This window comes from Aurantimonas sp. DM33-3, assembly GCF_014334315.1.
GTDB lineage: Bacteria > Pseudomonadota > Alphaproteobacteria > Rhizobiales > Rhizobiaceae > Aurantimonas > Aurantimonas coralicida.
In genome coordinates this window covers 91,553-112,658 of sequence record NZ_JACSGS010000004.1, presented here as the reverse complement: position 1 = coordinate 112,658, position 21,106 = coordinate 91,553, and the positions used below count along the sequence as shown (strand labels likewise).

Sequence of the window (21,106 nt, the reverse complement as noted above, 5' to 3'; positions counted from 1 at the left end):
AAGCAACTTTCCTGCTGCGCCGGTATCCCGCTCCGCTCGCGATCATGGCGTCTCAGTAATAGTGACGCAAGCACACGGTCCGTTCCGGCGACGCGGTCGCGTCCCTCTCATTGCAGGCCGACGGGGTCGACGATCCCGGCGGCACAGCCGCCCCGCATGCGTGGCGCCGCCCGGATCAGCGCGCCGACATCCGCCTCCGGCGTGATCTCGCCCTTCAGGCCGACGATCAGTTCCCGCACGATCCGGCGGCCGCCGTCATTGACGCAGCCGACCCGCACCCGCTGGCCGGCGCCGCGGCCGAACGCCGCGTCGAAGGCGTCCCGGATCTCGGCCGCCCTCACCTCCCGCCCGATCGCCCCGGTAAACAGCCGGCGCACCGGCGAGGCGTTGATCGCGCCAAGCACGATGAGCGAGTCGGCGAAATATTCCTCGGCATCGGCCCGGTAGCAGGTGCCGTGGCGAAGCCATTCGTGGCGGTCGAGGGCGGAGCGGGCGCCGGGCATCGCCTCGGCCAGCGCCGCCGCGGTGTCGGGCTCCAGCGGCAACGGGGCGAGGTCGGACCAGCGCCCGGCCTTGTCGAGCCGCTGCTGCGCCGGTGCGACGCCGCAATATTCGGTGCCGCGCGGATGCGGCCACAGGCCGTGCAGGGAGAAATTGTCGGCATCGAAGCGGCCCGGGCGTTGCGACCGGCATTCGGGCCGCCCCGGCCGGGTCTCGCAGAAGGCCGGCTGCCAGCTGATCGCCAGCACCAGATCGCGATGGGCATTGCGCCCGGCATCCGAATCCCGCCGGCGGGCCGGCGCGGCTCCTTCGCCCGCCGACTCGACGCGGCGCACACGCTCGCCGCAGGTCTTGGCAATCCAGCGCTGCGCCGGATCGGCGCCCGGAATTTCCACCTGATAATGGCTGCCGTCGCGGCGGTTCTCGCCGATCAGCTTGTAGGCCCGGTCGACGACCAGCCGCTCTCTCTGCCGGTCGGGACCACCGCGGATGGACAAGGTCGCGTCGCAGGCCTCGCGGGCGATGACGAAGCCCTCCAGCGGCTCCTGCGCGCGCGCGCCGCTCGTCCCGGGCCATGCCAGGATCAGCGCGAGCCCCATTGCGATCATGCCGTTCCGTGCGAAGCCGTTCATGCGGCGTCCTTCTCCCCTCCAGCCCGAGCCTGATTGTGCACGCCGGACGGCGATCGGCCAACCACCGCAGGGTCCGCGACACATGCCTGGCGGCTTGCGGTCAGGACGCCGCGTTGTCGGCGGCGGCCTCGATCCGGCCGCAGCCGACCGCGACCCAGCGCCGGTCCGGCTCGGCGCCCTGAATGCGGACGAGATAATGGGTCGCCGGCGCGCCGCTGCGCGCGATCAGCGCATAGGCCTTGCCGGGCTCGGTGGCGACGGTCCCGGGATTGGACGGATCGGTCAGCGAGGCCAGCGCCGGACAGCGCGCCTCGGCGATGAAGCGGCCGGTCACGGGCGTCTGCGCGACAACCGGCAAGGCCGCGAGAAGAAGGAGGGTGGCGAGAACCGTGCGTGTCATGGTCCCGGCGATAGAGCGGAACCGCGGCGGACGAAAGGCGAAACCCGCATCGTCGCCCGGCATCGCCCGCGCGCAACGGACCGGCCGCCCATTCCCGCCTCCATTGCGCCCCCGATCGCCGTGCGCGACCCGGCGAATCCGGCTATCGTCCGGCATTGCGACGCGGAGAGACGACATGTTCGACGGCAGCTACACACTCGACACCAAGACCGGCGCCGCGCTCCATGTCCATCATGCGCGGGCAACGGCCCCCGCCCGCGCCATCGTGCTCGTCCATCACGGCCTGTCCGAACATGCCGGCCGCTACGGCGCATTCGCTGCGGCGCTCGCCGCGAAGGGCGGTCACGTCCTTGCCCATGATCATCGCGGCCATGGCTCGACCACGGCGGCGGATGCGCCGCTGCGCCGCTTCGCCCGCCGCAACGGCGCCGAGAAGGTGCTGACCGACTGCCGCGCCGTGCATCTGGACGCAATCGCCCGCCATCCGGGCCTGCCGGTGATCGTCTTCGGCCATTCCATGGGCGGCCTCATCGCCCTCAATTACGCCGAGCGCCATGGCCGCGACCTGGCCGGCGTCGCCGTCTGGAACGCCAATTTCACCGCCGGACTGGAGGAGCGCGTCGGCCGGCTGGCGCTCAAGGTGGAGAAGGCGCTGAAGGGTTCCGACGTGCCCAGCGGCATCCTGCAGCGCGCCACCTTCGAGGCCTGGGGCAAGGCGATCTCGCCCCGCCGCACCATGCAGGACTGGCTGTCCCACGATCCGGCGGCGGTCGACGCCTTCATCGCCGATCCGCTCTGCGGCTTTGCGCCGACCCTGTCGATGATGGAGGACGTCATGGCGCTGATCTTCCAGGGCGGGTCGGAGGCCGGGCTGGCGATGCTGCCGGCCGAGCTCCCCGTCCACTGCCTCGGCGGCACCGCCGACCCGGCGACGGACAAGGGCGAAGCGGTCACGGTGCTGGCCGGACGGTTGCGCCTCGCCGGCGTCAGGGACGTCACCCTTCAGATCGTCGAGGGGGCCCGCCACGAGACGCTGAACGAGGTGCCGCTCTATCGCGACCCGGCCCTGGCCGGGCTTTTCGCCTGGTTCGACCGGATCGTGCCGGCCGGCGACACCGCGCCCCGGCCCGCCTGAACGCACGCCGTCTGCGCGCTGCCCCTTGCCGGCGCGCATGCCCGTCGCATTCTCCTCTGCATGTAGGAATTCGTCATCGCGACCTGATGTCCGGCGCGCGCCGGGGGGTCGCGACAGCGGGGAGAATGCCATGACCGATCTCTTCAGCGAGCCGGCCCTTCGGGAGGTCCTCCAGCAGACCGCGCGACTTTTCGCGGCGGCGTTTCTCGGTGGCATCGTCGGCTACGAGCGCGAGAGCGGCGAACATGCCGCGGGCCTGCGCACCCACATGCTGGTGGCGATCGGCGCCTGCCTCTTCACCCTACTGATGGTCGTGCTGATCGACCGCTTCGACAGCGACTCGACCCGGGCCGACCCGATCCGCATCGTCGAGGCGGTGACCAGCGGCATCGCCTTCCTGGCGGCCGGCGTCATCATCCAGGCGCGCGGCCGGGTGAAGGGGCTGACCACCGGTGCCTCGCTCTGGCTGGCCGGTGCGGTGGGTCTCGCCTGCGGCCTCGGCGAATATCTCCTCGCGGTGATCGCCGTCGTCATGACGCTGATCATCCTGCGGGTCGTCAAGCATCTGGAATAGGCGTTCGCGACCCCGCCCTCAGGCGACGTTGCGCAGCGCTCCCGCGGCCACCGCCTCCTTGGGCAGCGCCACCACCACCCGGCAGCCGTCCCGATAGGCCGGATCGATGCTGATCCGCCCCTGATGCAGGCCGACGACGCGGCGGCAGAGCGCGAGGCCGATGCCGGTGCCGCCCTCGGCGCGCTCGCCCTGCTCGAACTCCTCGAAGACGCTCTCCATCTCGCCGGGCGCGATGCCGATGCCGTTGTCCTCCACCGAGATGATGTGCTCGGCCCCGGTCTCCTCGTGCCGCACGATCACCATGGGCAGCCGGTCGCCATGATGGGCGAGCGCGTTCTCGATGAGGTTCTGCAGCAATTGCCGGAACAGATGCGGCTCGACGTCGAGATTGGGCAGACGCGCGCTGTGCAGCGTCGCGCCGGCGGCCTCCAGCTGCGACGAGAGATTGAAACGGATCTCGTTCATCAGGAGGTTCAGGTCGGTCTCGCGGGTCGCCAGCTCCGCCCGGTTCTCTGCCTTGGCCGATTCCAGCAGCGAGGTGACCTGCCGGGCCAGGCCGTGGCCGCTCTTCATCATCAGGTCGACATAACTCTCGGCGCGCGGACTGAGCGTGGTCTCCCGGTCGTGGCGGATCATGTCCAGCGCGCTGACGATGCTGCTGATCGGCGAGCGCAGGTCATGCGCCGCGAAGGCCGAGAACTGGGCCAGCCGGTCGTTGGCCTCGGCCAGATGCCGCTCGCGCTCGGCCAGTTCGGTGATGTCGGTGGAGATCGCCAGAAGCCGCGGCGCGCCGGTGACGCAGGTAAAGGCGATCTTGCGGGTCAGAAGCACGCGCTTGCGCCCGGTATAGTCGCTCACGTCCTCGACGATCTCGCTGCGCCCGAGCGCCATGGCGCGGCGGTCCTCGGCGAGGAACAGCGCCGCCTCGTCGGGCTGGAAATCCTCGATGGTGGTGGTGCCGATGATGCCGGCCCGCTTTTGCGGGGGGAAGACTTCGAGAAAGGCGCGGTTCGCGTAGAGAATGACGCTGTTCTCGTCCTTCACGAAGACGAGGTTGGGATCGTGGTCCATGACCAGCGCAAAGAACTCCGAATCCATGCGTGCCCCGTCGCCGCTTCGTTTCGCGAATCATTGAACGCAAGAATTAACGGTTTCTTCACCGAATGCGAAGCGCAAACAGCAGCTTCCGCTGCATGTCACGGTCGCCGATTCGTCAGGTTAGCTGAGCGAAGACGCCGCCGCGTCAGCCGGAGCTGTCCGGTGCGGCCGGGTCCGCCGCCCCGTCACCCGCCACCGACAAGGTCGAAACCGGCAAGGCCGGCGGCGCCGGCGGGCCGATGAAGCTGGCGTCGTCGGGGAACGGACGCACCATGCGAAAGGCGATCAGCTCGTCCCGCGTCAGCACGTAGAGACTGTCCGCCGGGGTCTGCATCGCCTTGATCCACACCGCCGGATCGACGCCCATCGCCACCAGCAGCTCCTGGCACCGGGCAATGGTCTCCTGCACCCCGGCGATCGACCGGTCGATGTCGCGCGACACGTCCGAAAGCGGCAGCGCATAGACCTGGTGGACGCCCACCCAGGCACCCTGCCCCGCCTTGCGCGTCAGGCCGCCGGCCAGCACCAGCGGACAGGCCGAGGCGCAATAGCCGTCGGCCGGCACCATGGTGGACAGCCGCCGCTCGCGCAGCTCGCGCGCCATGAACATCGCATCGTCCACAGCGCCGCCCGGCGAATGCAGGTAGAGCGTGCGGGCTCCGGCCGCCTCGGGGCTCGCCAGGAAATCGCGGAAATCGCCCGCCGTGCCGATCTCGATCCGCCCGATCGCGCTGATCGCGCCGTCCGGCCCGGCCACGAAGCGCATGCGCTCGGCCATCGCCTCGCCGTCCACCGGACCGTCCCAGCCCGGCAGGCTCGGCACGCCCCGGTCGGGCGCCACAGGGATCGTCCTGGGCAGATAGGGGCGAACCTGGTCACCCGGCTCGGGACGCGCCAGCGGCATCGGTTCGGTGCGGCTGATCCGCTCGCGGTCGGCCGATGCCTCGGCCAGTTGCCGGTAGTCGAGGAAGGCGATCGAGCCGGCGATGACGAGCAGCGCCACGAAGACGCCGCGCAGGACCGCGCCCTCAGGGATCGCCCGGATCAGCCGTTCGACGCGTCCCGGTGATGCCTCCTCGCCGATCATCGCGGTTCAGCGCACCACGGTCTTGGGAAACGGCGTCGGCCCGCCGGCGGTGTTGGCCTGGACGATGTCGTCGTCCGGCACCTCCCGCGGATCGTGGGCCGCCATCTCGGCGCGCGCCGCCGCCGGCAGCGCCTCGTCGGTTTCGGCCGTGCGCAGCTTCTTCTGGATGCGGATCGCCCGCATCAGTTCCGCCGCGCTCATGTCGCCGGTCTCCATCTCCTCGCCGTCCTCGCGGCGGATCACGTCCTGGACGATGCACAGGATGAAGATCAGCACCGCCGGCAACAGGTCGATGGAGATCGCGCCGGCCCAGGACGGCAGGAAGTCGCGGGCGTAGCGGATGACAGCTTCGGGCGAGGACAGCGGCGTGAAGCGCACCGGCACCACCACCGGCCGCGCCAGGATCTCGTCGGCGGCCGCCGCCAGGGCCTGGCTCTGGGCCTGCACCGCGGTCTCGACCCGGCCCACGACCTCGCTCTGGCGGGTGCGCAGATCGTCGTCGGCGCCGTCGGCGATCGGCGCGATGAAGGTGCGGCCGAGATCCTCCGCCGCGCGGCGCACGGTCGGCGCCACCGAGGTCTGCTGCAAGGCGGTGATCAGCCCGGACAGGGCGACCGCCTGCTCGGCATAGGCATTCGCGCGGTCGGCGATCGGCCCCTGCGAGGACACCAGCTGGCGCATCGCCGACAGCCGCTCGCCGCCCTCCCCGAACAGCGTCTTGACGTCTTCGCGCGAGGCGGTGATCTCGCCCTGCAGGCCGGTGAGCTGGTTCGACATCTGGCGCAGCAGCTGCACCACCGTGCCCGAGCCCGACGTGCCGGTGAGGATGCCCGAGCGGGCCTCCTGTTCGGAGAGCCGGGCAAAGCGCTGCGAGGCGAGCTGGATGTCGGGCAGAAGGCTCTGGGCCGCCAGCGCGTTCTCATGCGCCTCGTTCAGCTTCCCCTGATACTCCTCGGTCGTGACCGCCAGATGCTGCTCCAGCGCCGCCGCGCCGGCCAGCGCCGCGGCGTTCAGCCAGGACGACATGGCGATGATCATCGCCGCGCCGAGGCCCATCGCGACATAGAGCATCCGCCGGCTGCCCGGCTGGCGCACATGCGGCATGAACCGCATCAGATAGGACCAGAAGGCGTAGATCGCGACGGAGACCGCCGAGGAATAGACGATGGCGCCGAGGAACACCGTCGTCGCGGTGCCGTCGAGCAGCTCGCGCACGCCGAGATAGGTGTAGACGCCGCTGGCCAGCGCCAGCACCGCCAGCGTGATGCGGGTTGTCGTGTCGAGGCGGGTCAACTGCCCGCGCAGCGTATAGGATTGCGATGCGCTCATCGGCCCCTGGCCCTTCAGACATTCGTCGATGCGGGTCGAGCCGCTCAGCGTTGTTAACCCGACATTAGGGCTATCGCATGTTGGCGGGTAGCCGGGTGCCGCCGAAAGCTGCGCATGCGGTTAACCGCCGCGCCGAGATCCATCGGTTTTGCCGATCGACCGATCGGGTTTTGCTATGACGACCAAGCAGAGCGTCCGCGACAAGTCATGCATCAAACGCATGGCTCACATACCGAATTGGACGTGGTGCCGAATCCGCCGATGACTATGTTCCACCGCAGTCAGCCGCCGACGGCACCTCCTCCCGCCGTTTTGGCACTGGCTGTTTCCTCCCAAGGGTTTTTCGGAATCCTTCCTAATTCAGCCGGGTTCTCGCGAACCCGGCTTTTTTCTGTCCGGGCTTTGCCCGCACCTGCGCTTCCGACCACCGCCCACGAAAAAAGGCGGCTCCGGGGAGCCGCCTTTCATCACGCAATCATGTCTCGGAATGTCAGGCCTTGAGGCTGGCGCAGAATCGCTGGATCCGCTTGCAGGCTTCCTCAAGCGCCTCTTCCGACGTCGCATAGGAGATGCGGAAGTTCGGGCCGAGGCCGAAGGCCGAGCCATGCACCACCGCCACGCCCTCGGCCTGCAGCAGTTCGGAGACGAAGGTCTCGTCGCTGTCGATCACCGTGCCGGCTTCGGTCTTGCGGCCGATCAGGCCCTGGCAGGACGGATAGACGTAGAAGGCGCCTTCCGGCGTCGGGCAGTCGATGCCGCTGGCCTGGTTCAGCATCGACACGACGAGGTCGCGCCGGCCCTGGAAGATCGCGCGGTTGGTGTCGATGAAGTCCTGCGGACCGTTCAGTGCCTCGACCGCCGCCCATTGCGAGATCGAGCAGGCGCCGGAGGTCTGCTGGCCCTGGATCATGTCCATGGCCTTGATCAGCTGCACCGGGCCGCCGGCATAGCCGATGCGCCAGCCGGTCATGGCATAGGCCTTCGACACGCCGTTCATGGTCAGCGTGCGCTCGTAGAGCGCCGGCTCGACCTGGGCGGGCGTGGTAAAGGTGAAGTCGCCATAGACCAGGTGCTCGTACATGTCGTCGGTCAGCACCCAGACATGCTCGTGGCGCATCAGGACGTCGGTCAGCGCCTTCAGCTCGTCGCGCGTATAGGCGGCGCCCGACGGGTTGGACGGCGAGTTGAACAGGAACCACTTGGTCTGCGGCGTGATCGCCGCTTCCAGCGCTTCCGGCGTCAGCTTGAAATTGGTCTCGATGCCGGCCGGCACGAAGACCGGCGTGCCGCCGCAGATCGCCACCATCTCCGGATAGCTGACCCAGTAGGGCGCCGGGATGATCACCTCGTCGCCCGGGTTCATCGTCGCCATGAAGGCGTTGAACAGGATCTGCTTGCCGCCGGTGCCGACGATCACCTGCTCGGGCTTGTAGTCGAGGCCGTTCTCGCGCTTGAACTTGGCGGCGATCGCCTGGCGCAGCTCGGGAATGCCCGAGACCGGCGTGTATTTGGTCTCGCCCCGGTTGATCGCCTCGATGGCCGCCTGCTTGATGTTGTCCGGCGTGTCGAAATCCGGCTCGCCGGCGCCCAGGCCGATGACGTCGCGCCCCTGCGCTTTCAGCTCGCGCGCCTTCTGGGTGACGGCGATGGTCGCTGACGGCTTTACGCGGTCGAGGGCGGCGGCAAGAAATGCCATGGGTGCTGAACTCCGATCGTAGCTGCGGGAAGGCCCCTGCGGGCGCGCGGACCCTAATGCCAGCCGCGTCGGGCTGCAAGCCGGGCCCCGCGCGAGCCCGTCGCTATTCACCGGCCACGACCGTCGCCGCGACGATGGCGGCGAGACCGCCCGCCGCCCGGCCCTTGCCTGCCGTGCCGCGCCGATCCGGGACGCCATGGCTGCGGAATATTTTCCGATGCCTCGCTATAAGCGCTTATTTTTAAGGCGTTTTAAATCTCATCGGCTCAATAATAAGACAGCCCTATAGTCCATGCATTGGCGCTCGATGAAACCCTCCGCCTTTCGGTCCAGATTCCTGCGCGCCAAAGCCGGCAGCATCCCCGTCATGACGGCCCTGATGCTGGTGCCGATGATCGTCATCTCCGGCGGCGCCATCGACCTCATCGCCCATGAACGGCTGCGTTCGGTGCTGCAGGACGGTCTCGATCGCGGCGTGCTGGCGGCGGCCTCCCTCACCCAGACGCGCCCGCCGCGCGAGACCATCGAGAGCTTCCTCAAGGCGGCCGTGACGAAGGGCAGCTACGCCCTCGACGTGAAGGCCGACGAGCTCAGCAACGCCAAGCGGGTCGAGGCCAGTGCCACCGCCGTCACCGACACGGCCTTCCTGCGGCTGATCGGCATCGACCAGCTCACCGTGGTGGCCCATGCGGAGGCCGAGGAGAAGCGCAAGAACATCGAGATCTCGCTGCTGCTCGACATGTCCGGCTCCATGCGCTTCGACAAGTCCGGCAGCTATCCCGGCCCCAGCGGCGCCATGCGCATCAACTACCTGCGCCCGGCCGCCAAATCCTTCATGGACATGGTGCTGGCCGACGGCGCGGAGGACTACACCACCGTCAGCATCGTGCCCTATGCCGGCCAGGTCAGCATCGGCCCGGTGCTGTTCGACGCCCTGACCCGCAACCGTCGCCAGCACGACCGTTCGTCCTGCTTCCAGTTCGGGCGCAGCGACTTCACCCTCGGCGTGCCGGATTTCGCCAATCTTCCCCAGACCCAGCACTTTACCCAGGCGAACCATCACGACGCGCTGAAGAAGGCCGGCGAGGCGCAGATCACCGAACCCTGGTGGTGCCCGGACGATCCCCACGATCCGCGGCCGGGCACGACGCACGATTTCGTCGCGGGCGAAGGCAAGGACACCGACCGGACCGGCGTCTCGTTCCTCTCCAACGACCGCGAATATCTCAAGCGGCAGATCGACAACTACAAGCTCTATGACGGCACCGGCACGCCGATCGCGCTGAAATGGGGGCTGCTGCTGCTCGATCCGGCGATCCAGCCGATGCTGCGCGAGGCGGCGCGCTACCGGGCCCTGTCCGACGAACTCGACATCGACGCACGCTTCAGCAACCGGCCGGCCAGCTTCACCGATCCCGACACGATGAAGTTCCTCGTGCTGATGACCGACGGCGCGATCAGCAGCCAGCGCATTCCCAAGGATGCGAGCAAGCCGGTCCAGTACTACAACAATGGCAGTCTCAACACCGACCTCTATACCGTCGGCGACGCCGAACGCTTCGCCGCGGCCCTGTGCACCGCGGCCAAGCAGAAGAACGTCATCGTCTTCACCATCGGCTTCGACGTGAACGACACAGCGGCCAAGCAGATGTCGAGCTGCGCCAGCGGCGCGGAGCGCTTCTACCGGGTCAACGCCCTCGACATCCAGGACGCGTTCAAGTCGATCGCCACGGCGATCCAGAAGATCAAGCTGATCGGATGACACGCCCCCTGCCGATCCTGAAGGCTCCGCTGCGCCTTGCCCGCGACCGGCGCGGCGCGACCGCCGTCGAGTTCGCGCTGGTGGTGCCGCTGTTCCTCGCCATGGTCTTCTCGATCTTCGAGGCCGGCTGGCTGATGACCCAGACGATCATGCAGGACGGCGCGCTGAACCGGATCGTGCGGCAGCTGCGCATCGCCGACAATGCGGCGATCTCGGCCGACGACCTCAAGCAACGGATCTGCGCCCAGGCGATGGTCTTTACCGATTGCGCGGCGAACACGACGGTCGAGCTGATTGCCCTCAGCAATGCCTCCGACACGATCCCGGAGACCGTCGCGCGCTGCGTCCATCGCGGCACCGTGCCGGCCTATCGGCCGGGCGAACGCTCGGAGCTGATGTTCGTCCGGGTCTGCACCTCGGTGCGGCCAATGACGCCAATGCTCGGCCTCGCCGTGGCACTGCCCGACGGCGACACCGGCGCCTACGGCATCAATTCCTACGCCGCCTTCGTCAACGAGCCGCAATGATGGCCGATTCTGCCCCCACGAATGGCGCACCGCCGCCCGCTCGCCATCGCCGCCTCCTCGGCGACCGGTCCGGCGTCGCGGCGGTCGAGTTCGCGCTGATCGCGCCGCTACTCGTCCTCGTCCTGCTCGGCACGGTCACGCTCTTCGACTTCTACCGGGAAAGCCTGGCGCTCGAACGCGCCACCGCCTCGATGAGCGACTACATGTCCCGCCAGACCGAACTGCCGAGATCGGTGCTCGACAACCGCATCATCGCCACGCTGAAGGCGCTGGTGCCGCAACCCGACGGCGCGCTGGAAGTCCGGATCTCCAGCCTGACCCGCTCGTCGCGCGGCTTCGACACCGACTGGAGCTACCCGCCGGACGCCTCGCCCGCCTTCGCGGACCGCCCAATCCCCGTCGACCTCCTGCCGTCGGTTGCCATCGGCGACTCGATCCTCGTCACCGAGACGATGATCCCCCAGAACGCCATGTTCGACGTGGTCCGGCTGAAGGGCATGACCCACAGTTCGGTAGCAGCCGTCCGCCCCCGCTTCACCAAGCGCATTGCCGGGCCGAACTGAGCCCTCTCGATACGAGCGGACGATACGCCCGGCCCGTGCTCGACGGTCCGCACCACGCCTTCATTGCCGGCGGTGGCCAATGCTATGCTGCGCCTTCAGGCAAGCGGCACAGAAGGCACGCGATGTTGACGATCCACGGGATGGCCGATTCCGGCAATTGCTACAAACCCCGGCTGCTGATGGCGCTGCTCGGCCGCCCGTTTCGCCATGTCGAGGTGAGCACGCTCGACGGCGGCACCAAGCAGCCCGCGTTCCTCGCCGCCAATCCCAACGGCAAGGTGCCGCTGCTTGAACTGGAAGACGGCCGCACCCTGCCGGAATCCAACGCCATCCTCTGCTATCTCGGCGACGGCACACGCTTCGTGCCGGACGACCGCTTCGCGCGCGCCGAGATGCTTGGCTGGATGTTCTTCGAGCAATACAGCCACGAGCCGCACATCGCTGTGCGGCGCTCGCTGCTGGTCTATCCGCAGATGCGCGAGGCCGCGACGCCGCAGCGTCTGGCCGACACACTGGCCGGCGGTCACAAGGCCCTGGCGGTGATGGAGCAGCGCCTGTCCGGGGCGCAATGGCTGGTGGGCGACGCGCCGAGCCTCGCCGACATCGCGCTCTATGCCTATACCCACCGGGCCGGCGAAGGCGGATTCGAGCTGACGGATTATCCCGTCATCCGGGCCTGGCTCACGCGGATCGAAGCGCTTCCCGACTACCGGCCGATCGGCGGGCTGCCCGGCGCCTGAGCGCCGGACTCAATCTTCACCGGCTGCCGGCCCATGCCGGCAACCCGTTCTGTCAGCGGACGGCTTACTGGCCCGAATAGACGACGCCGCAGGCAATGCGGTCGCCGGCGTCGCCCGAGGGCTGCGAGGAATAATCGTCGGTGCCGCCATGCACGACGATCGCCGAGCCGTCGGCATCGTTCAGCGGCGCCTCGCCGCCGGTCAGCGTCAGCGCCGGCGCGAAGCTCTCGAAGCTGGCCGAGCCGTCGGTGGTGGTGAAGTTCGGCAGGTCGCCGGCATGATGGCCGCCCTCGACCTTGTAGCCATGCTCCTTGTCGGTCGGGTTGTAATGGCCGCCGGCCGAGGAGAAATCGCCTTCGCAGACGCCGGTCTCGTGGACGTGGAAGGCATGGTCGCCATCGGCGAGATTGGCGAGATCGGCCGACAGCAGGAGGCCGTGCGGCGTCGGGGTCACCGTGACCGTGCCGGCCGAGCCGCCATCGGCGCCCTTCATCTCAACGGTGATCGGCTCCATATCGTTCTGCATGCCGGCATTCATGCCGTCGGACGGCGCGTTGGCCGGCTTGTCGGTCGGGGTCGGCGTCGAATCCTGCGCCATCGCCGGAACGGCGAACAGGGCGGAGGTGGCAAGAGCGAGTGTCGCGATGCGAAGCATGGGACGGTTCCTTCCGGTTGCGCAGGCCCGCGCCAGATTTGGTCCGCAGGCCTTAGTGTCGTCCCCCCGCAACGACCGCCCGGCGGCGATCGTTCCGCTCTGATCAGCCAGGCGTGAGCGCGCCGGCTGCCCGCAGGCATTGGTACGGAAAGGCAAGGCATGGCCCATCTTCTCGAGGCGCTCTGGACACGGCTGGGCGGGCCCGCCGACCAGGGACCGGTCGATCTGGCGAAGCTGACGCGGCGCTCCGTGCCAAACGACAGCGTCGCGGCGTCGCCCGGCGCCACCGCGGCACGGGTCGATGTCGCCCTGCCGGTCTTCGCGATCCCGCCGCAGGCCCTCCTCGCCCGTCTCGACGCGGCCCTCGCCGAGGATGGCGACGTCGTGCGGGTCGATCACGGCCAGACGCCGAACTACCGCCGCTATGTCGCGCGCAGCGCCGTCCTGCGTTTTCCCGACACGATCGACGTGGATGCCTTCGGCGCACCGGAGGGCACGCTAATGCGGATCTATGCGCGCGCGCTGCTCGGCCGTTCCGATCTCGGCGCCAACACCAAGCGCCTGAGCCGCTGGGCGGAGCTCCTGGCAAACGCCGCCCGCTGATCCCGCCCGCGCCGATCGCCGGTGCGGCGCACGGTGCCTGCCTTGCCTCGCCCCACCGGCTCCGATAGTCAGCAAGGCGATCGGTTCGCGGCGCTCCATCGGCCTTCGCGAACCTCTCTCCCATCCTGCCTCCGGTCGCCATGACACGCCTTCGCGCCAATTGCCTGCTGCTTCTCGCCGGTGCCGTCTGGGGCATGGGCTTCGTCGCCCAGTCGACGGCGATGGCCGCGGTCGGTCCCTGGACCTTCACCGCGGCGAAGTTCGGCATCGCGGCGCTGACCCTCGTGCCCTTCGCCATCGCCGAAGGCCGCCGCGCGGCGGTGCCGGTGCCGCCGGGCACAAGGATCGGCTTCGTCGGCATCGGCGCGCTGCTGTTTCTCGCCGCCATCACCCAGCAGATCGGCATGGTCACCACGACCGTGACCAATGCCGGCTTCCTCACCGGTCTCTATGTGGTGCTGACGCCGATCCTCGGCCTCGCCCTGCTGCGCAGCCGGCCGCACTGGGTGGTCTGGCCGGCGGCACTCACCGCCCTGACCGGCATCGCCCTTCTGGGCGGCGGCAGCCTGGCGGCGCTGAATATCGGGGATGTGTGGATGCTGGTCTGCGCCGTGTTCTGGGCGCTGCAGATCGTCTTCGTCGGGCTGTTCGCCGGTCCGAGCGGCCGACCCTACACGCTGTCCTTCGTGCAGTTCGCCGTCACCGCGATCCTCGCCGGCCTCGGCACTTTGGCCTTCGAGGCGCCGACCCTTGCCGGCCTGTGGCAGGCCTGGCCGGAAATCGTCTATGGCGGCGTCCTGTCGACCGGGCTCGCCTTCACCCTGCAGATCATCGGCCAGCGTCACACGACGGCGGCGCAGGCGGCGATCTTCCTGTCGTCGGAATCGCTGTTCGCGGCGCTGTTCGGCGCGATCATCCTCGGCGAGCGCATCGCGGCCATCGGCCTCGTCGGCTGCGCCCTGATCTTTACCGCCATGCTGGCGGTCGAACTGGTGCCGATGCGGCGCTGGGGTAAAGCGCGGCACGCCGAAGCCTGACGGCACACGGCTCGGCATCGCGCGGCGTTGTCTCAGCCGCGATTGTCCGCCCGGCGCCAGACGGCGCCGGTGTCGATCCTGCCTACTCGATCATGCCGCGATGGTTGCGGCGATACTCGTCGCGCATGCGGCGGGCATCCTCGATGACCGCGGCAGCCTCGACGAAGAAGCCGGCAACGCGCTGGTGGAAGCGGCGGGGACGGCTGGGAGAAGTCTGAGGGGCCATGATGGGTCTCCGGTCTGTTTCATGTTGCAATGCAACAGATAGGCCGCGCCGGGGGCACGTGGCACCGGGCCGCGTGCAAGGCAGCCATGCAGGATTGCCGCGATCGGCGCAGCGCACCGCCTTCCCGCCGCTGCCGCCTCAACCCGCTTCACGTTTTCGGGATCGGATCGCAGCGTGCCGCGTTGGCGCTGGGCGCGTCCTCTTCACCGCTTCCCTCACGGCCCCGATCCGGAACACTCGCCATGATCCTTCTCTCGCTTCTCGGCGCGGCCCTCGTCGCCTGGACCATCATCGAAATCGGCCTGACCACCCTGACGGCCCGCGGCGCCGGCCCGCTCACCGCCTGGTCCATGCAGGGGGCGTGGCGGCTGGCGCTCCGGATTTCCGATGGCGGCGAGCGCGGCCATCGGCTCCTGTCGGCCGCCGGCCCGCTCATTCTCGCCGGCTCGGCGCTGGTCTGGTTTGTCGGCCTGTGGCTCGGCTGGTGGCTGATCTTCCTCGGCGGCGGCGACGGCATCGTCAACGCCCAGACCAAGGCGCCGGCCGATGCGGTGGAAATGCTCTATGTCGCCGGCTACACGCTGACGACCCTCGGCCTCGGCGATTTCCAGCCGTCGGGCGCGCTGTGGCAGCTGCTCACCGCGCTCTGCGCCGCCAACGGCCTTCTCGCCCTGACCCTGTCGGTCACCTATCTCGTGCCGGTGATCTCGGCGGCGGTCGCCAAGCGCCAGCTGGCGATCACCATTCACGGCCTCGGCAGCACGCCGGACGGAATTCTGAGCCAGTGCCGGGACGGCGACGGCTATGGGCGGCTCGCCAGCATCCTCGATACGCTGTCCCCGAACATCATCACCCTCGGCCAGCAGCATCTGGCCTATCCGGCGCTGCATTACTTCCACTCGGGCGAAGCGGCGGCGGCGCTGCCGCTGCGCCTCGCCGCGCTCAGCGAGGCCATCGACAGCATCGCCGCCACCGTGCCCGCCGACCGCCAGCCCGACCGGCTGTCGATGATCCGCTGCCAGTCGGCGATCACCTCGTTCCTTTGGTCGCTGCGCTCCGGCCACATCAAGCTGTCGCGTGAGGAGCCGCCGCGGCTGCATGGCGACGATGCCGCCCGCCCCGCGCCGGCCGCCGGCATGGACGGGGTGCCCGCCGGCCATGCCGGATCGGTCGATCGCCGCCTGCTCCTGTCGCTGGTCCAGAGCGATGGCTGGTACTGGCAGGCGATCAATCGCTGCGACAGCGACGACGACGCCCTAGAGCGGCAGACCCGTCAAAACACCGACTGACGGTCACTGGCTGCGCGGATGGGCCGGCCGCAGATCGGCGAGCTCCGGCCGGAAGAACAGCCCGGCCTTCAGGCTGTCAGCGATCCGCTCCGCCTTCTCGTGGAACACCGCGGCCGTCGCCGCCGGAAAGCGCCGGCTGGTCGTCTCGCGCCACAGGCCGAGCCAGCGGTCGAACATGGCGAGATCGATCTCGCCGCGATGGCGGTGGTGGACGGCGAAGGGATTGCCCTTGTAGCGGCCCGAGGTGAGCATCACCGACGACCAGAAGGCCGTCAGCCGCTCCAGATGCGCCGGCCAGTCCGTCACCGCCCCCTCGAACACCGGCCCCAGCACCGGGTCGGCGCGCACCCGGTCATAGAAATCAGCGACCAGCAGGCGCAGCGAATCCTCGTCGACGATCGGCGAAACAATGCGGTCCTCGGACATGGGGCGACCTCGCGGCAGGCCGGCGGACGACGCCGCTGGCTAAATATGTATTTCTGATATATGTTTTATCGGCACAGCGAAAGGGAGCCCGGCGCATGCGCCTTACCCGCTACACCGACTATGCGCTGCGCGTCGTGATCTACCTCGCCGCGCGGCCCGACAGCCTCTCCTCGGTGGCCGACATTTCCGAGGCCTACGGCATTTCGCGCAACCATTTGACCAAGGTGGTCCACGAACTGGGCAAGGCCGGCTATGTCACGACCCTGCGCGGGCGCGCCGGTGGCATCCGCCTTGCCCGTCCCGCGTCGGAGATCTCCGTCGGCGAGCTGGTGCGGGCGACCGAGGACGGGTTCGACCTCGCCGATTGCGGCCGCTGCATCATCCAGCCGGCCTGCGGCATGAGCGGCGTCCTCGCCGAAGCGGTCACCGCCTTCCTCGCCGTCCTCGACCGCTACAGCTTCGCCGACCTGCCGAAACGCGAGATCGACATCCTGTCGCTGTTCCCGCTGGCCGAGGCGGGCAATGCGCCGCGCGTGGCGGCGCGCGCCTGATGGCCGACCACGCTCCCCAGGACGACAGCGGTGACGTCGAGGTCGACAGCACGGCGGTGGCCGCCGCCTTCGGCCTGCCGGTGGCCTTCTTCCGGACCGAGCTGCGCCGCGGCAATGTCCGCGGCACGGTCGAGCGCGGCGTCGGCGCCGATGCCGGGCGCCACCGGCTAGTCTTCCGCTATCGCGGCCAGCGCCGGGTGCTGATCCGCCAGCCCGACGGGCATCTGGTCCCGGAAGAGCCGGAGAGCGGCGCCCCGCCCTGCCAGAGCTGATCGCGGCCGAACGCCGCCGCAGGCTCGGCCAGGATGCCGCTTCGCCCGCACCCCCGCGCGATCCGTCCGTCACCGCTGCCAAGTCCCGCCGCGTCTGCTATGCCATTCGGGCCAATGAGGAGACGCGCGATGGACGAGACCGACGAACAGCCCCGGGGCGAACTGACCATCCGGCTGCCGGCCATGCCGGCCGACGCCAATGCCAATGGCGACATCTTCGGCGGTTGGGTGATGTCGCAGATGGATCTGGCCGCCGGCATCCGCGCCGCCGAGCGGGCCCGCGGCCGCGTCGCCACCATCGCGGTCAACACGCTGATCTTCAGGAAGCCGGTGAAGATCGGCGACACGCTCTGCGTCTATTCGACCATCGACAAGGTCGGCCGCACCTCGATCACCCTGTCCATCGAGGCCTGGGCCAAGGGCCGCGCCCGCCACGAGCGCACCAAGGTCACCGAGGGCACCTTCGTCATGGTGGCGATCGACGACGAGGGCCGCCCGACCGCCGTGCCGGCCGAGACCATCGCCGACTGAGCCCCGCTGTCAGGCACCGCGCGGCGCCCACAGGATGATCGCCGCGCCGACGAGGCAGAGCCCGGCGCCGGCCATGTCCCAGCGGTCCGGTCGGCTGCCCTCCACCAGCCACAGCCAGCCGAGCGAGGCGGCGATATAAACGCCGCCATAGGCCGCATAGGCCCGTCCCGCCGCCTCCACCGGCACCAGCGTCAGGAGGAAGGCGAACAGCGCCAGGCTGGCCAGACCCGGCACCAGCCAGAGCGCCGAGGCACCGGACCGTAGCCATGACCACATGGCGAAGCAGCCGGCGATCTCGGCCAGCGCGGCCGCGACATAGGTGACGGCGGTGAATGCGGGCGTCATCGGATCTCCCCTAGCGCGGAACGCGGCCCAGCTCGGCTCGGCGCTGCGCGACCCAGACGCATTGCATCAGCGGCAAGCCGCCCGCAACCGCGAGACCGCGACGGCTGCAGGGATGTCACCGCCGCGTCGGCCGGCAAGCCGCCTGCCCTGCACGGCGCAGCATCACCCGGACAAGCCGGCGACCCCTTCCTGGTGGTCGATCCCGCAGCAAGGACACCGCCGCCCGGTTGCCTTGTCGTGGCAGGGACCGTTATGCCGTACCGGCAGGGATCGGCGCGCCGGCCGCCTCAGACAGGCAAGCCAGCGGGTGTCGCCCTGCCGTCGTCACCGCACAGACGCCACGCATTCCGAAGGTCCAACATGCTGCAAATTCTCGTTCGCGACTTCGGCTACATCCATCTCGGTATCGGCCTCGTCGGCAATCTCCTCTTCGTCATCGGCTCGGTGCTGTTCTTCAAGGCCTTCGAGGAGTGGTACACGCTGGCCGTCTGGATGTTCGTCGCCGGCTCCACCGGCATGTTCCTCGGCTCCCTCGGCGAACTCGCCAAGACGATCTACGAGGCGAAGGAAAAGCGCCGCGACAAGCGCGCAGCGGACGCGGGCTAGCCCGAGGCGCCGTCCGCCAAGCCGGCCTGCCGCAGCCCTTCGCCGCCCGGATCACCCCTTGCGTGTCTTCCCGTCGATCAGCACCGCCTGCTGCCACGGGCTCGGCGCCTTGTCCGTGCGGTGGATGCAGCCGGCCCAGCAGCAGGGCCGCTTCCGGCCCTCGCGCAATTCGTCGATGGTGCGTTCGATGCGCCGCTGCCGCGTCTTTGCCTGCTTGGCGTCCTCGACCCAGCAGATGAACTCGTTGCGCCCGAGCGGCGTCAGCTTCTGCCACAGACCCAGCACCTCCGGCTCCGCCGTCAGCGCCGCCTGCATGTCCTCGCCGGCCCGGTGGACCGTCCCCTGCGGAAAATCATCGGCCATGATGCCTCCCGGCATGTCTCGTCCGGTTGCAGGTTTATAAAGTCAGGCGACCCTACGATCCGGGCCGGCGCCGCCGCAACCCGTCCCGGCGCCTATTTGCAGACGACGCGGCGGCGGTTCTTGGCGTCGAGATGCAGATGGTCGCGGTGGTCGTAATTGTAGCCCGGCCCCAGCACCGTGCCGAAATAGCGGCAGGCCGAAAGCCGCACGGCCTTCTGGAAACCCTTCTCGCGGAAGGAGAAGAAGCCTTTCTTCTCCACGGCCACCACCGAGCCGTCGGAAAAGGCGAAGCCGCGCACGTCGAGGGCGTTGCCCTTGGCGTGCTCGGAGACGGTGCGCGAACCGGCAATGCGCGAGCAGCGATAGGAGGAGGCGTTGAGCACCGCCGTCGGCCGCTTCCACAATTTCCAACGCGCGGCGGACTTCACCTCGTCCTCGACCCATTGCGAGATCCGCGCGGCGGCGGCGCAGTTCATCGTCGCAGCCGGCTTCATGGCGACGCCCTTGGCGATCGCGGTGATCTTCACCGGATGGGCGATGCCGCAGGACTTGCCCCTGCTGACCGGATCGATGTCGACGAAGCTCACGCCCATCTTGCGCAGGGCCGTCCGGCACATGGCTTCTGAGCGCGGCATGGCGCGGTAGCCGCTCGGCGTCTGGTTCTCCAGCGCGCCGCGACCCGGCACCGGGCTCTGGGGGGCCGGCTTGCGCGCCTCCCCCAGCGAGGCGACGACGCTGCGCTGCGGCACGATCTTCGGGGTCGCCGGCGCGTCGCGCCGCTGCGGCGGCGGTGCGGCGGTCACCGCCTTTAGGCCGGTCCAGGGATCGGCGGCCGGCGCGGCTGAGCTTGTCTCGCCGCCGACGCTGCGGGGCGCGTCCAGCGGCGGCAGGGCGCCATTGCCGGCCGGCTGCAGCGGCGCGGCGGCGGGCACGCTGGCGCGGCGGCCGAGAAGATCCTGATAGAGCGAGCTCGTCGTCGAGGCCGACGACGCGGCGGCGGCTGGGGCTGCCGGGGCTGCCGGCGCGGCGCGGACGATCGGCTGGGTCGCGGCAAGCGGTTCGGGGGCCGCCGGCGGCGCGGCGGCGACGCCATCCGGCCGTGCGACGCTCGGCCGGTAGCCCTCGCCGGCCGACGGAACGTGGCCACCCCAGACCATGCCGCCCGATTGCGGAATGTCGCCGGGCGGGACCGGGGGCGCGAAGCCTGTCTGGGCGGCGGCATGCTGCGAGGAAAGGCTCGCCGTCACGATACAGGCGACGGCGAGCGCAGCGAAGCGCCATTCGCGAATACGCGATACCATGCGATGGCCTTTCGTCTTCCGCGAAACTCGAGCGGACAGCCGAAAGCTAGCCGGGTTTGGTAAGCGAAGAATGAACAGGCGGCGCTTTGTGCCGGGATGGAACAGCGCGGCCCGCCCGCAAGCGGCCGACGCGGCGGGTCAGGCGCGGCCGTCGTCGCGCAGCGCGGTGGCCAGCCAGCCGGCCTCGGCCTGGCGCAGCCGCCGGGCGGCGCGGGCCATGGGCGGTTCGGCGGAGAGCGGCCCGGGCACGCCCCCGGCCGCCCCGCAGCGCTCGCCGGAGGACGGCGCGACCGACCGGCCCGGTGCGGTCCGCGAAGGGCGGAGCGACCGGCGGTCTGGAGCCGAAGCGGGGCGATGACGAATGGTGATCATGGCCGCCAGCATGGTGGCCGGCGGCTGAACCTCGGCTGAACGGCGCGGCGCCGGCCGGCCATTTACAGGTCAATGCGAACCGGCGCCCTATATGAGGGGGACGCAGCGCCCGACGGGCGCGCGCGGCGTCCAACCAACGGAGCTGACGTATGTCTTCCCTGAATTTCGATCTGCCCGCCGATTTCTTCTGGGCCAAGTCGGCGCGCCGCGTCAGCCCGCGCGGCGGCGTCTCGCACAAGCGCTTCGACACGCTGGCCGAGGCGATCTGCAGCGCGATGGAAGACCAGGACACGCCCCGCTACAGCGTCTCGATCGACACCGACGAGACCTCCCTGACCATGGACGAGGTCGACGCGCTGTATCGCAGCGACGATTTCGCCGCCTATCGCAAGCGCTACAGCGCCGCCTGACGCCCGCATCGCCGGCCGCGGGCGCCAGGCCGGCGTCCGGGCGGGACGGGACGGAGCCGATCCCCCACGTTTGAC

Annotated in this window: 26 protein-coding genes; 14 read left to right on the top strand and 12 right to left on the bottom strand. The window is 69.4% G+C overall.

Translation table 11 applies throughout. The features are described from left to right. Positions 1-107: 107 nt before the first annotated feature. Positions 108-1,133 (bottom strand): ribonuclease, encoded by a 1,026-nt coding sequence (locus tag H9Q09_RS07500; protein ID WP_187390523.1) that lies wholly within the window; start codon positions 1,131-1,133, stop codon positions 108-110. Positions 1,134-1,233: 100 nt separating this feature from the next. Beyond that, on the bottom strand, positions 1,234-1,533 hold the full coding sequence (locus tag H9Q09_RS07495; protein ID WP_187390522.1) for a hypothetical protein: 300 nt from the start codon (positions 1,531-1,533) through the stop codon (positions 1,234-1,236). 175 nt (positions 1,534-1,708) lie between these two features. Between H9Q09_RS07495 and H9Q09_RS07490 the strand changes: the two genes are divergently transcribed. Next, positions 1,709-2,668 (top strand): alpha/beta hydrolase, encoded by a 960-nt coding sequence (locus H9Q09_RS07490; protein ID WP_187390521.1) that lies wholly within the window; start codon positions 1,709-1,711, stop codon positions 2,666-2,668. Positions 2,669-2,798: 130 nt separating this feature from the next. After that, positions 2,799-3,242 (top strand): MgtC/SapB family protein, encoded by a 444-nt coding sequence (locus H9Q09_RS07485; RefSeq protein ID WP_024352048.1) that lies wholly within the window; start codon positions 2,799-2,801, stop codon positions 3,240-3,242. An 18-nt stretch (positions 3,243-3,260) separates the two neighbouring features. Here the strand turns inward: H9Q09_RS07485 and H9Q09_RS07480 are convergent, their stop codons facing one another. The 4 genes from H9Q09_RS07480 to H9Q09_RS07465 all read right to left on the bottom strand — a co-directional run bounded on the left by H9Q09_RS07480 (position 3,261) and on the right by H9Q09_RS07465 (position 8,452). Continuing rightward, positions 3,261-4,340 carry a HAMP domain-containing sensor histidine kinase gene (locus H9Q09_RS07480; protein ID WP_024352049.1) on the bottom strand — a complete coding sequence of 360 codons (1,080 nt, stop codon included), beginning with the start codon at positions 4,338-4,340 and terminating at the stop codon, positions 3,261-3,263. A 145-nt stretch (positions 4,341-4,485) separates the two neighbouring features. Then, positions 4,486-5,427 (bottom strand): hypothetical protein, encoded by a 942-nt coding sequence (locus H9Q09_RS07475; RefSeq protein WP_024352050.1) that lies wholly within the window; start codon positions 5,425-5,427, stop codon positions 4,486-4,488. 6 nt (positions 5,428-5,433) lie between these two features. Next, the gene (locus tag H9Q09_RS07470) at positions 5,434-6,756 is read right to left on the bottom strand and encodes a hypothetical protein (protein WP_024352051.1); all 1,323 of its coding nucleotides are present in this window, start codon (positions 6,754-6,756) and stop codon (positions 5,434-5,436) included. 490 nt (positions 6,757-7,246) lie between these two features. Further along, positions 7,247-8,452, bottom strand: a complete 1,206-nt coding sequence (locus H9Q09_RS07465) for a pyridoxal phosphate-dependent aminotransferase (RefSeq protein ID WP_024352052.1) — start codon at positions 8,450-8,452, stop codon at positions 7,247-7,249. Positions 8,453-8,744: 292 nt separating this feature from the next. Between H9Q09_RS07465 and H9Q09_RS07460 the strand changes: the two genes are divergently transcribed. From H9Q09_RS07460 to H9Q09_RS07445, 4 genes are all read left to right on the top strand, one after another. Then, on the top strand, positions 8,745-10,214 hold the full coding sequence (locus H9Q09_RS07460) for a pilus assembly protein (protein ID WP_348646285.1): 1,470 nt from the start codon (positions 8,745-8,747) through the stop codon (positions 10,212-10,214). Then, positions 10,211-10,741 (top strand): TadE/TadG family type IV pilus assembly protein, encoded by a 531-nt coding sequence (locus H9Q09_RS07455; RefSeq protein ID WP_024352054.1) that lies wholly within the window; start codon positions 10,211-10,213, stop codon positions 10,739-10,741. The genes H9Q09_RS07460 and H9Q09_RS07455 overlap by 4 nt, the downstream gene beginning before the upstream one ends. Next, on the top strand, positions 10,738-11,304 hold the full coding sequence (locus H9Q09_RS07450; protein WP_187390519.1) for a TadE/TadG family type IV pilus assembly protein: 567 nt from the start codon (positions 10,738-10,740) through the stop codon (positions 11,302-11,304). The genes H9Q09_RS07455 and H9Q09_RS07450 overlap by 4 nt, the downstream gene beginning before the upstream one ends. 122 nt (positions 11,305-11,426) lie before the next feature. Next, positions 11,427-12,044 carry a glutathione S-transferase family protein gene (locus tag H9Q09_RS07445; protein ID WP_187390518.1) on the top strand — a complete coding sequence of 206 codons (618 nt, stop codon included), beginning with the start codon at positions 11,427-11,429 and terminating at the stop codon, positions 12,042-12,044. 64 nt (positions 12,045-12,108) lie between these two features. Here the strand turns inward: H9Q09_RS07445 and H9Q09_RS07440 are convergent, their stop codons facing one another. Then, positions 12,109-12,699 carry a superoxide dismutase family protein gene (locus H9Q09_RS07440; RefSeq protein WP_228239819.1) on the bottom strand — a complete coding sequence of 197 codons (591 nt, stop codon included), beginning with the start codon at positions 12,697-12,699 and terminating at the stop codon, positions 12,109-12,111. A 159-nt stretch (positions 12,700-12,858) separates the two neighbouring features. On the opposite strand from H9Q09_RS07440, the gene H9Q09_RS07435 reads away from it, so the two are divergent. Both H9Q09_RS07435 and H9Q09_RS07430 read left to right on the top strand, forming a co-directional pair. Beyond that, complete coding sequence (locus H9Q09_RS07435; RefSeq protein ID WP_187390517.1) at positions 12,859-13,302, top strand: DUF1499 domain-containing protein; 444 nt, start codon at positions 12,859-12,861, stop codon at positions 13,300-13,302. A 140-nt stretch (positions 13,303-13,442) separates the two neighbouring features. After that, positions 13,443-14,339 (top strand): DMT family transporter, encoded by an 897-nt coding sequence (locus H9Q09_RS07430; protein ID WP_187390516.1) that lies wholly within the window; start codon positions 13,443-13,445, stop codon positions 14,337-14,339. A gap of 82 nt (positions 14,340-14,421) precedes the next feature. Here the strand turns inward: H9Q09_RS07430 and H9Q09_RS07425 are convergent, their stop codons facing one another. Continuing rightward, complete coding sequence (locus tag H9Q09_RS07425) at positions 14,422-14,565, bottom strand: hypothetical protein (RefSeq protein ID WP_154653370.1); 144 nt, start codon at positions 14,563-14,565, stop codon at positions 14,422-14,424. Positions 14,566-14,807: 242 nt separating this feature from the next. Between H9Q09_RS07425 and H9Q09_RS07420 the strand changes: the two genes are divergently transcribed. Beyond that, positions 14,808-15,854 (top strand): ion channel, encoded by a 1,047-nt coding sequence (locus H9Q09_RS07420; RefSeq protein WP_024352067.1) that lies wholly within the window; start codon positions 14,808-14,810, stop codon positions 15,852-15,854. A 3-nt stretch (positions 15,855-15,857) separates the two neighbouring features. On the opposite strand, the gene H9Q09_RS07415 is transcribed toward H9Q09_RS07420, so the two are convergent. Next, the gene (locus H9Q09_RS07415; protein ID WP_024352068.1) at positions 15,858-16,280 is read right to left on the bottom strand and encodes a group III truncated hemoglobin; all 423 of its coding nucleotides are present in this window, start codon (positions 16,278-16,280) and stop codon (positions 15,858-15,860) included. Between the two features lie 95 nt (positions 16,281-16,375). Between H9Q09_RS07415 and H9Q09_RS07410 the strand changes: the two genes are divergently transcribed. From H9Q09_RS07410 to H9Q09_RS07400, 3 genes are all read left to right on the top strand, one after another. Further along, entirely contained in the window at positions 16,376-16,831 is a 456-nt protein-coding gene (locus H9Q09_RS07410) for an Rrf2 family transcriptional regulator (RefSeq protein ID WP_187390515.1), read from the top strand. Then, the gene (locus tag H9Q09_RS07405) at positions 16,831-17,103 is read left to right on the top strand and encodes a DUF6522 family protein (RefSeq protein ID WP_024352070.1); all 273 of its coding nucleotides are present in this window, start codon (positions 16,831-16,833) and stop codon (positions 17,101-17,103) included. The genes H9Q09_RS07410 and H9Q09_RS07405 overlap by 1 nt, the downstream gene beginning before the upstream one ends. Before the next feature lie 129 nt (positions 17,104-17,232). Next, complete coding sequence (locus H9Q09_RS07400) at positions 17,233-17,634, top strand: acyl-CoA thioesterase (RefSeq protein WP_187390514.1); 402 nt, start codon at positions 17,233-17,235, stop codon at positions 17,632-17,634. A 9-nt stretch (positions 17,635-17,643) separates the two neighbouring features. Here the strand turns inward: H9Q09_RS07400 and H9Q09_RS07395 are convergent, their stop codons facing one another. After that, positions 17,644-17,979: a YnfA family protein gene (locus H9Q09_RS07395; protein WP_024352071.1), complete on the bottom strand. Its 336-nt coding sequence runs from the start codon at positions 17,977-17,979 to the stop codon at positions 17,644-17,646. Between the two features lie 360 nt (positions 17,980-18,339). Here H9Q09_RS07395 and H9Q09_RS07390 point away from each other — a divergent pair, with 360 nt between their 5' ends. Continuing rightward, positions 18,340-18,585, top strand: a complete 246-nt coding sequence (locus tag H9Q09_RS07390; protein WP_024352072.1) for a YrhK family protein — start codon at positions 18,340-18,342, stop codon at positions 18,583-18,585. 51 nt (positions 18,586-18,636) lie between these two features. Here the strand turns inward: H9Q09_RS07390 and H9Q09_RS07385 are convergent, their stop codons facing one another. Next, positions 18,637-18,948, bottom strand: coding sequence for a YdeI/OmpD-associated family protein (locus H9Q09_RS07385; protein WP_024352073.1), 312 nt, complete (start codon positions 18,946-18,948; stop codon positions 18,637-18,639). A 92-nt stretch (positions 18,949-19,040) separates the two neighbouring features. Continuing rightward, the gene (locus H9Q09_RS07380; RefSeq protein WP_246716047.1) at positions 19,041-20,249 is read right to left on the bottom strand and encodes an extensin family protein; all 1,209 of its coding nucleotides are present in this window, start codon (positions 20,247-20,249) and stop codon (positions 19,041-19,043) included. A 521-nt stretch (positions 20,250-20,770) separates the two neighbouring features. Here H9Q09_RS07380 and H9Q09_RS07375 point away from each other — a divergent pair. Then, positions 20,771-21,031: a hypothetical protein gene (locus tag H9Q09_RS07375; RefSeq protein ID WP_024352075.1), complete on the top strand. Its 261-nt coding sequence runs from the start codon at positions 20,771-20,773 to the stop codon at positions 21,029-21,031. The last annotated feature ends 75 nt before the right edge of the window (positions 21,032-21,106 follow it).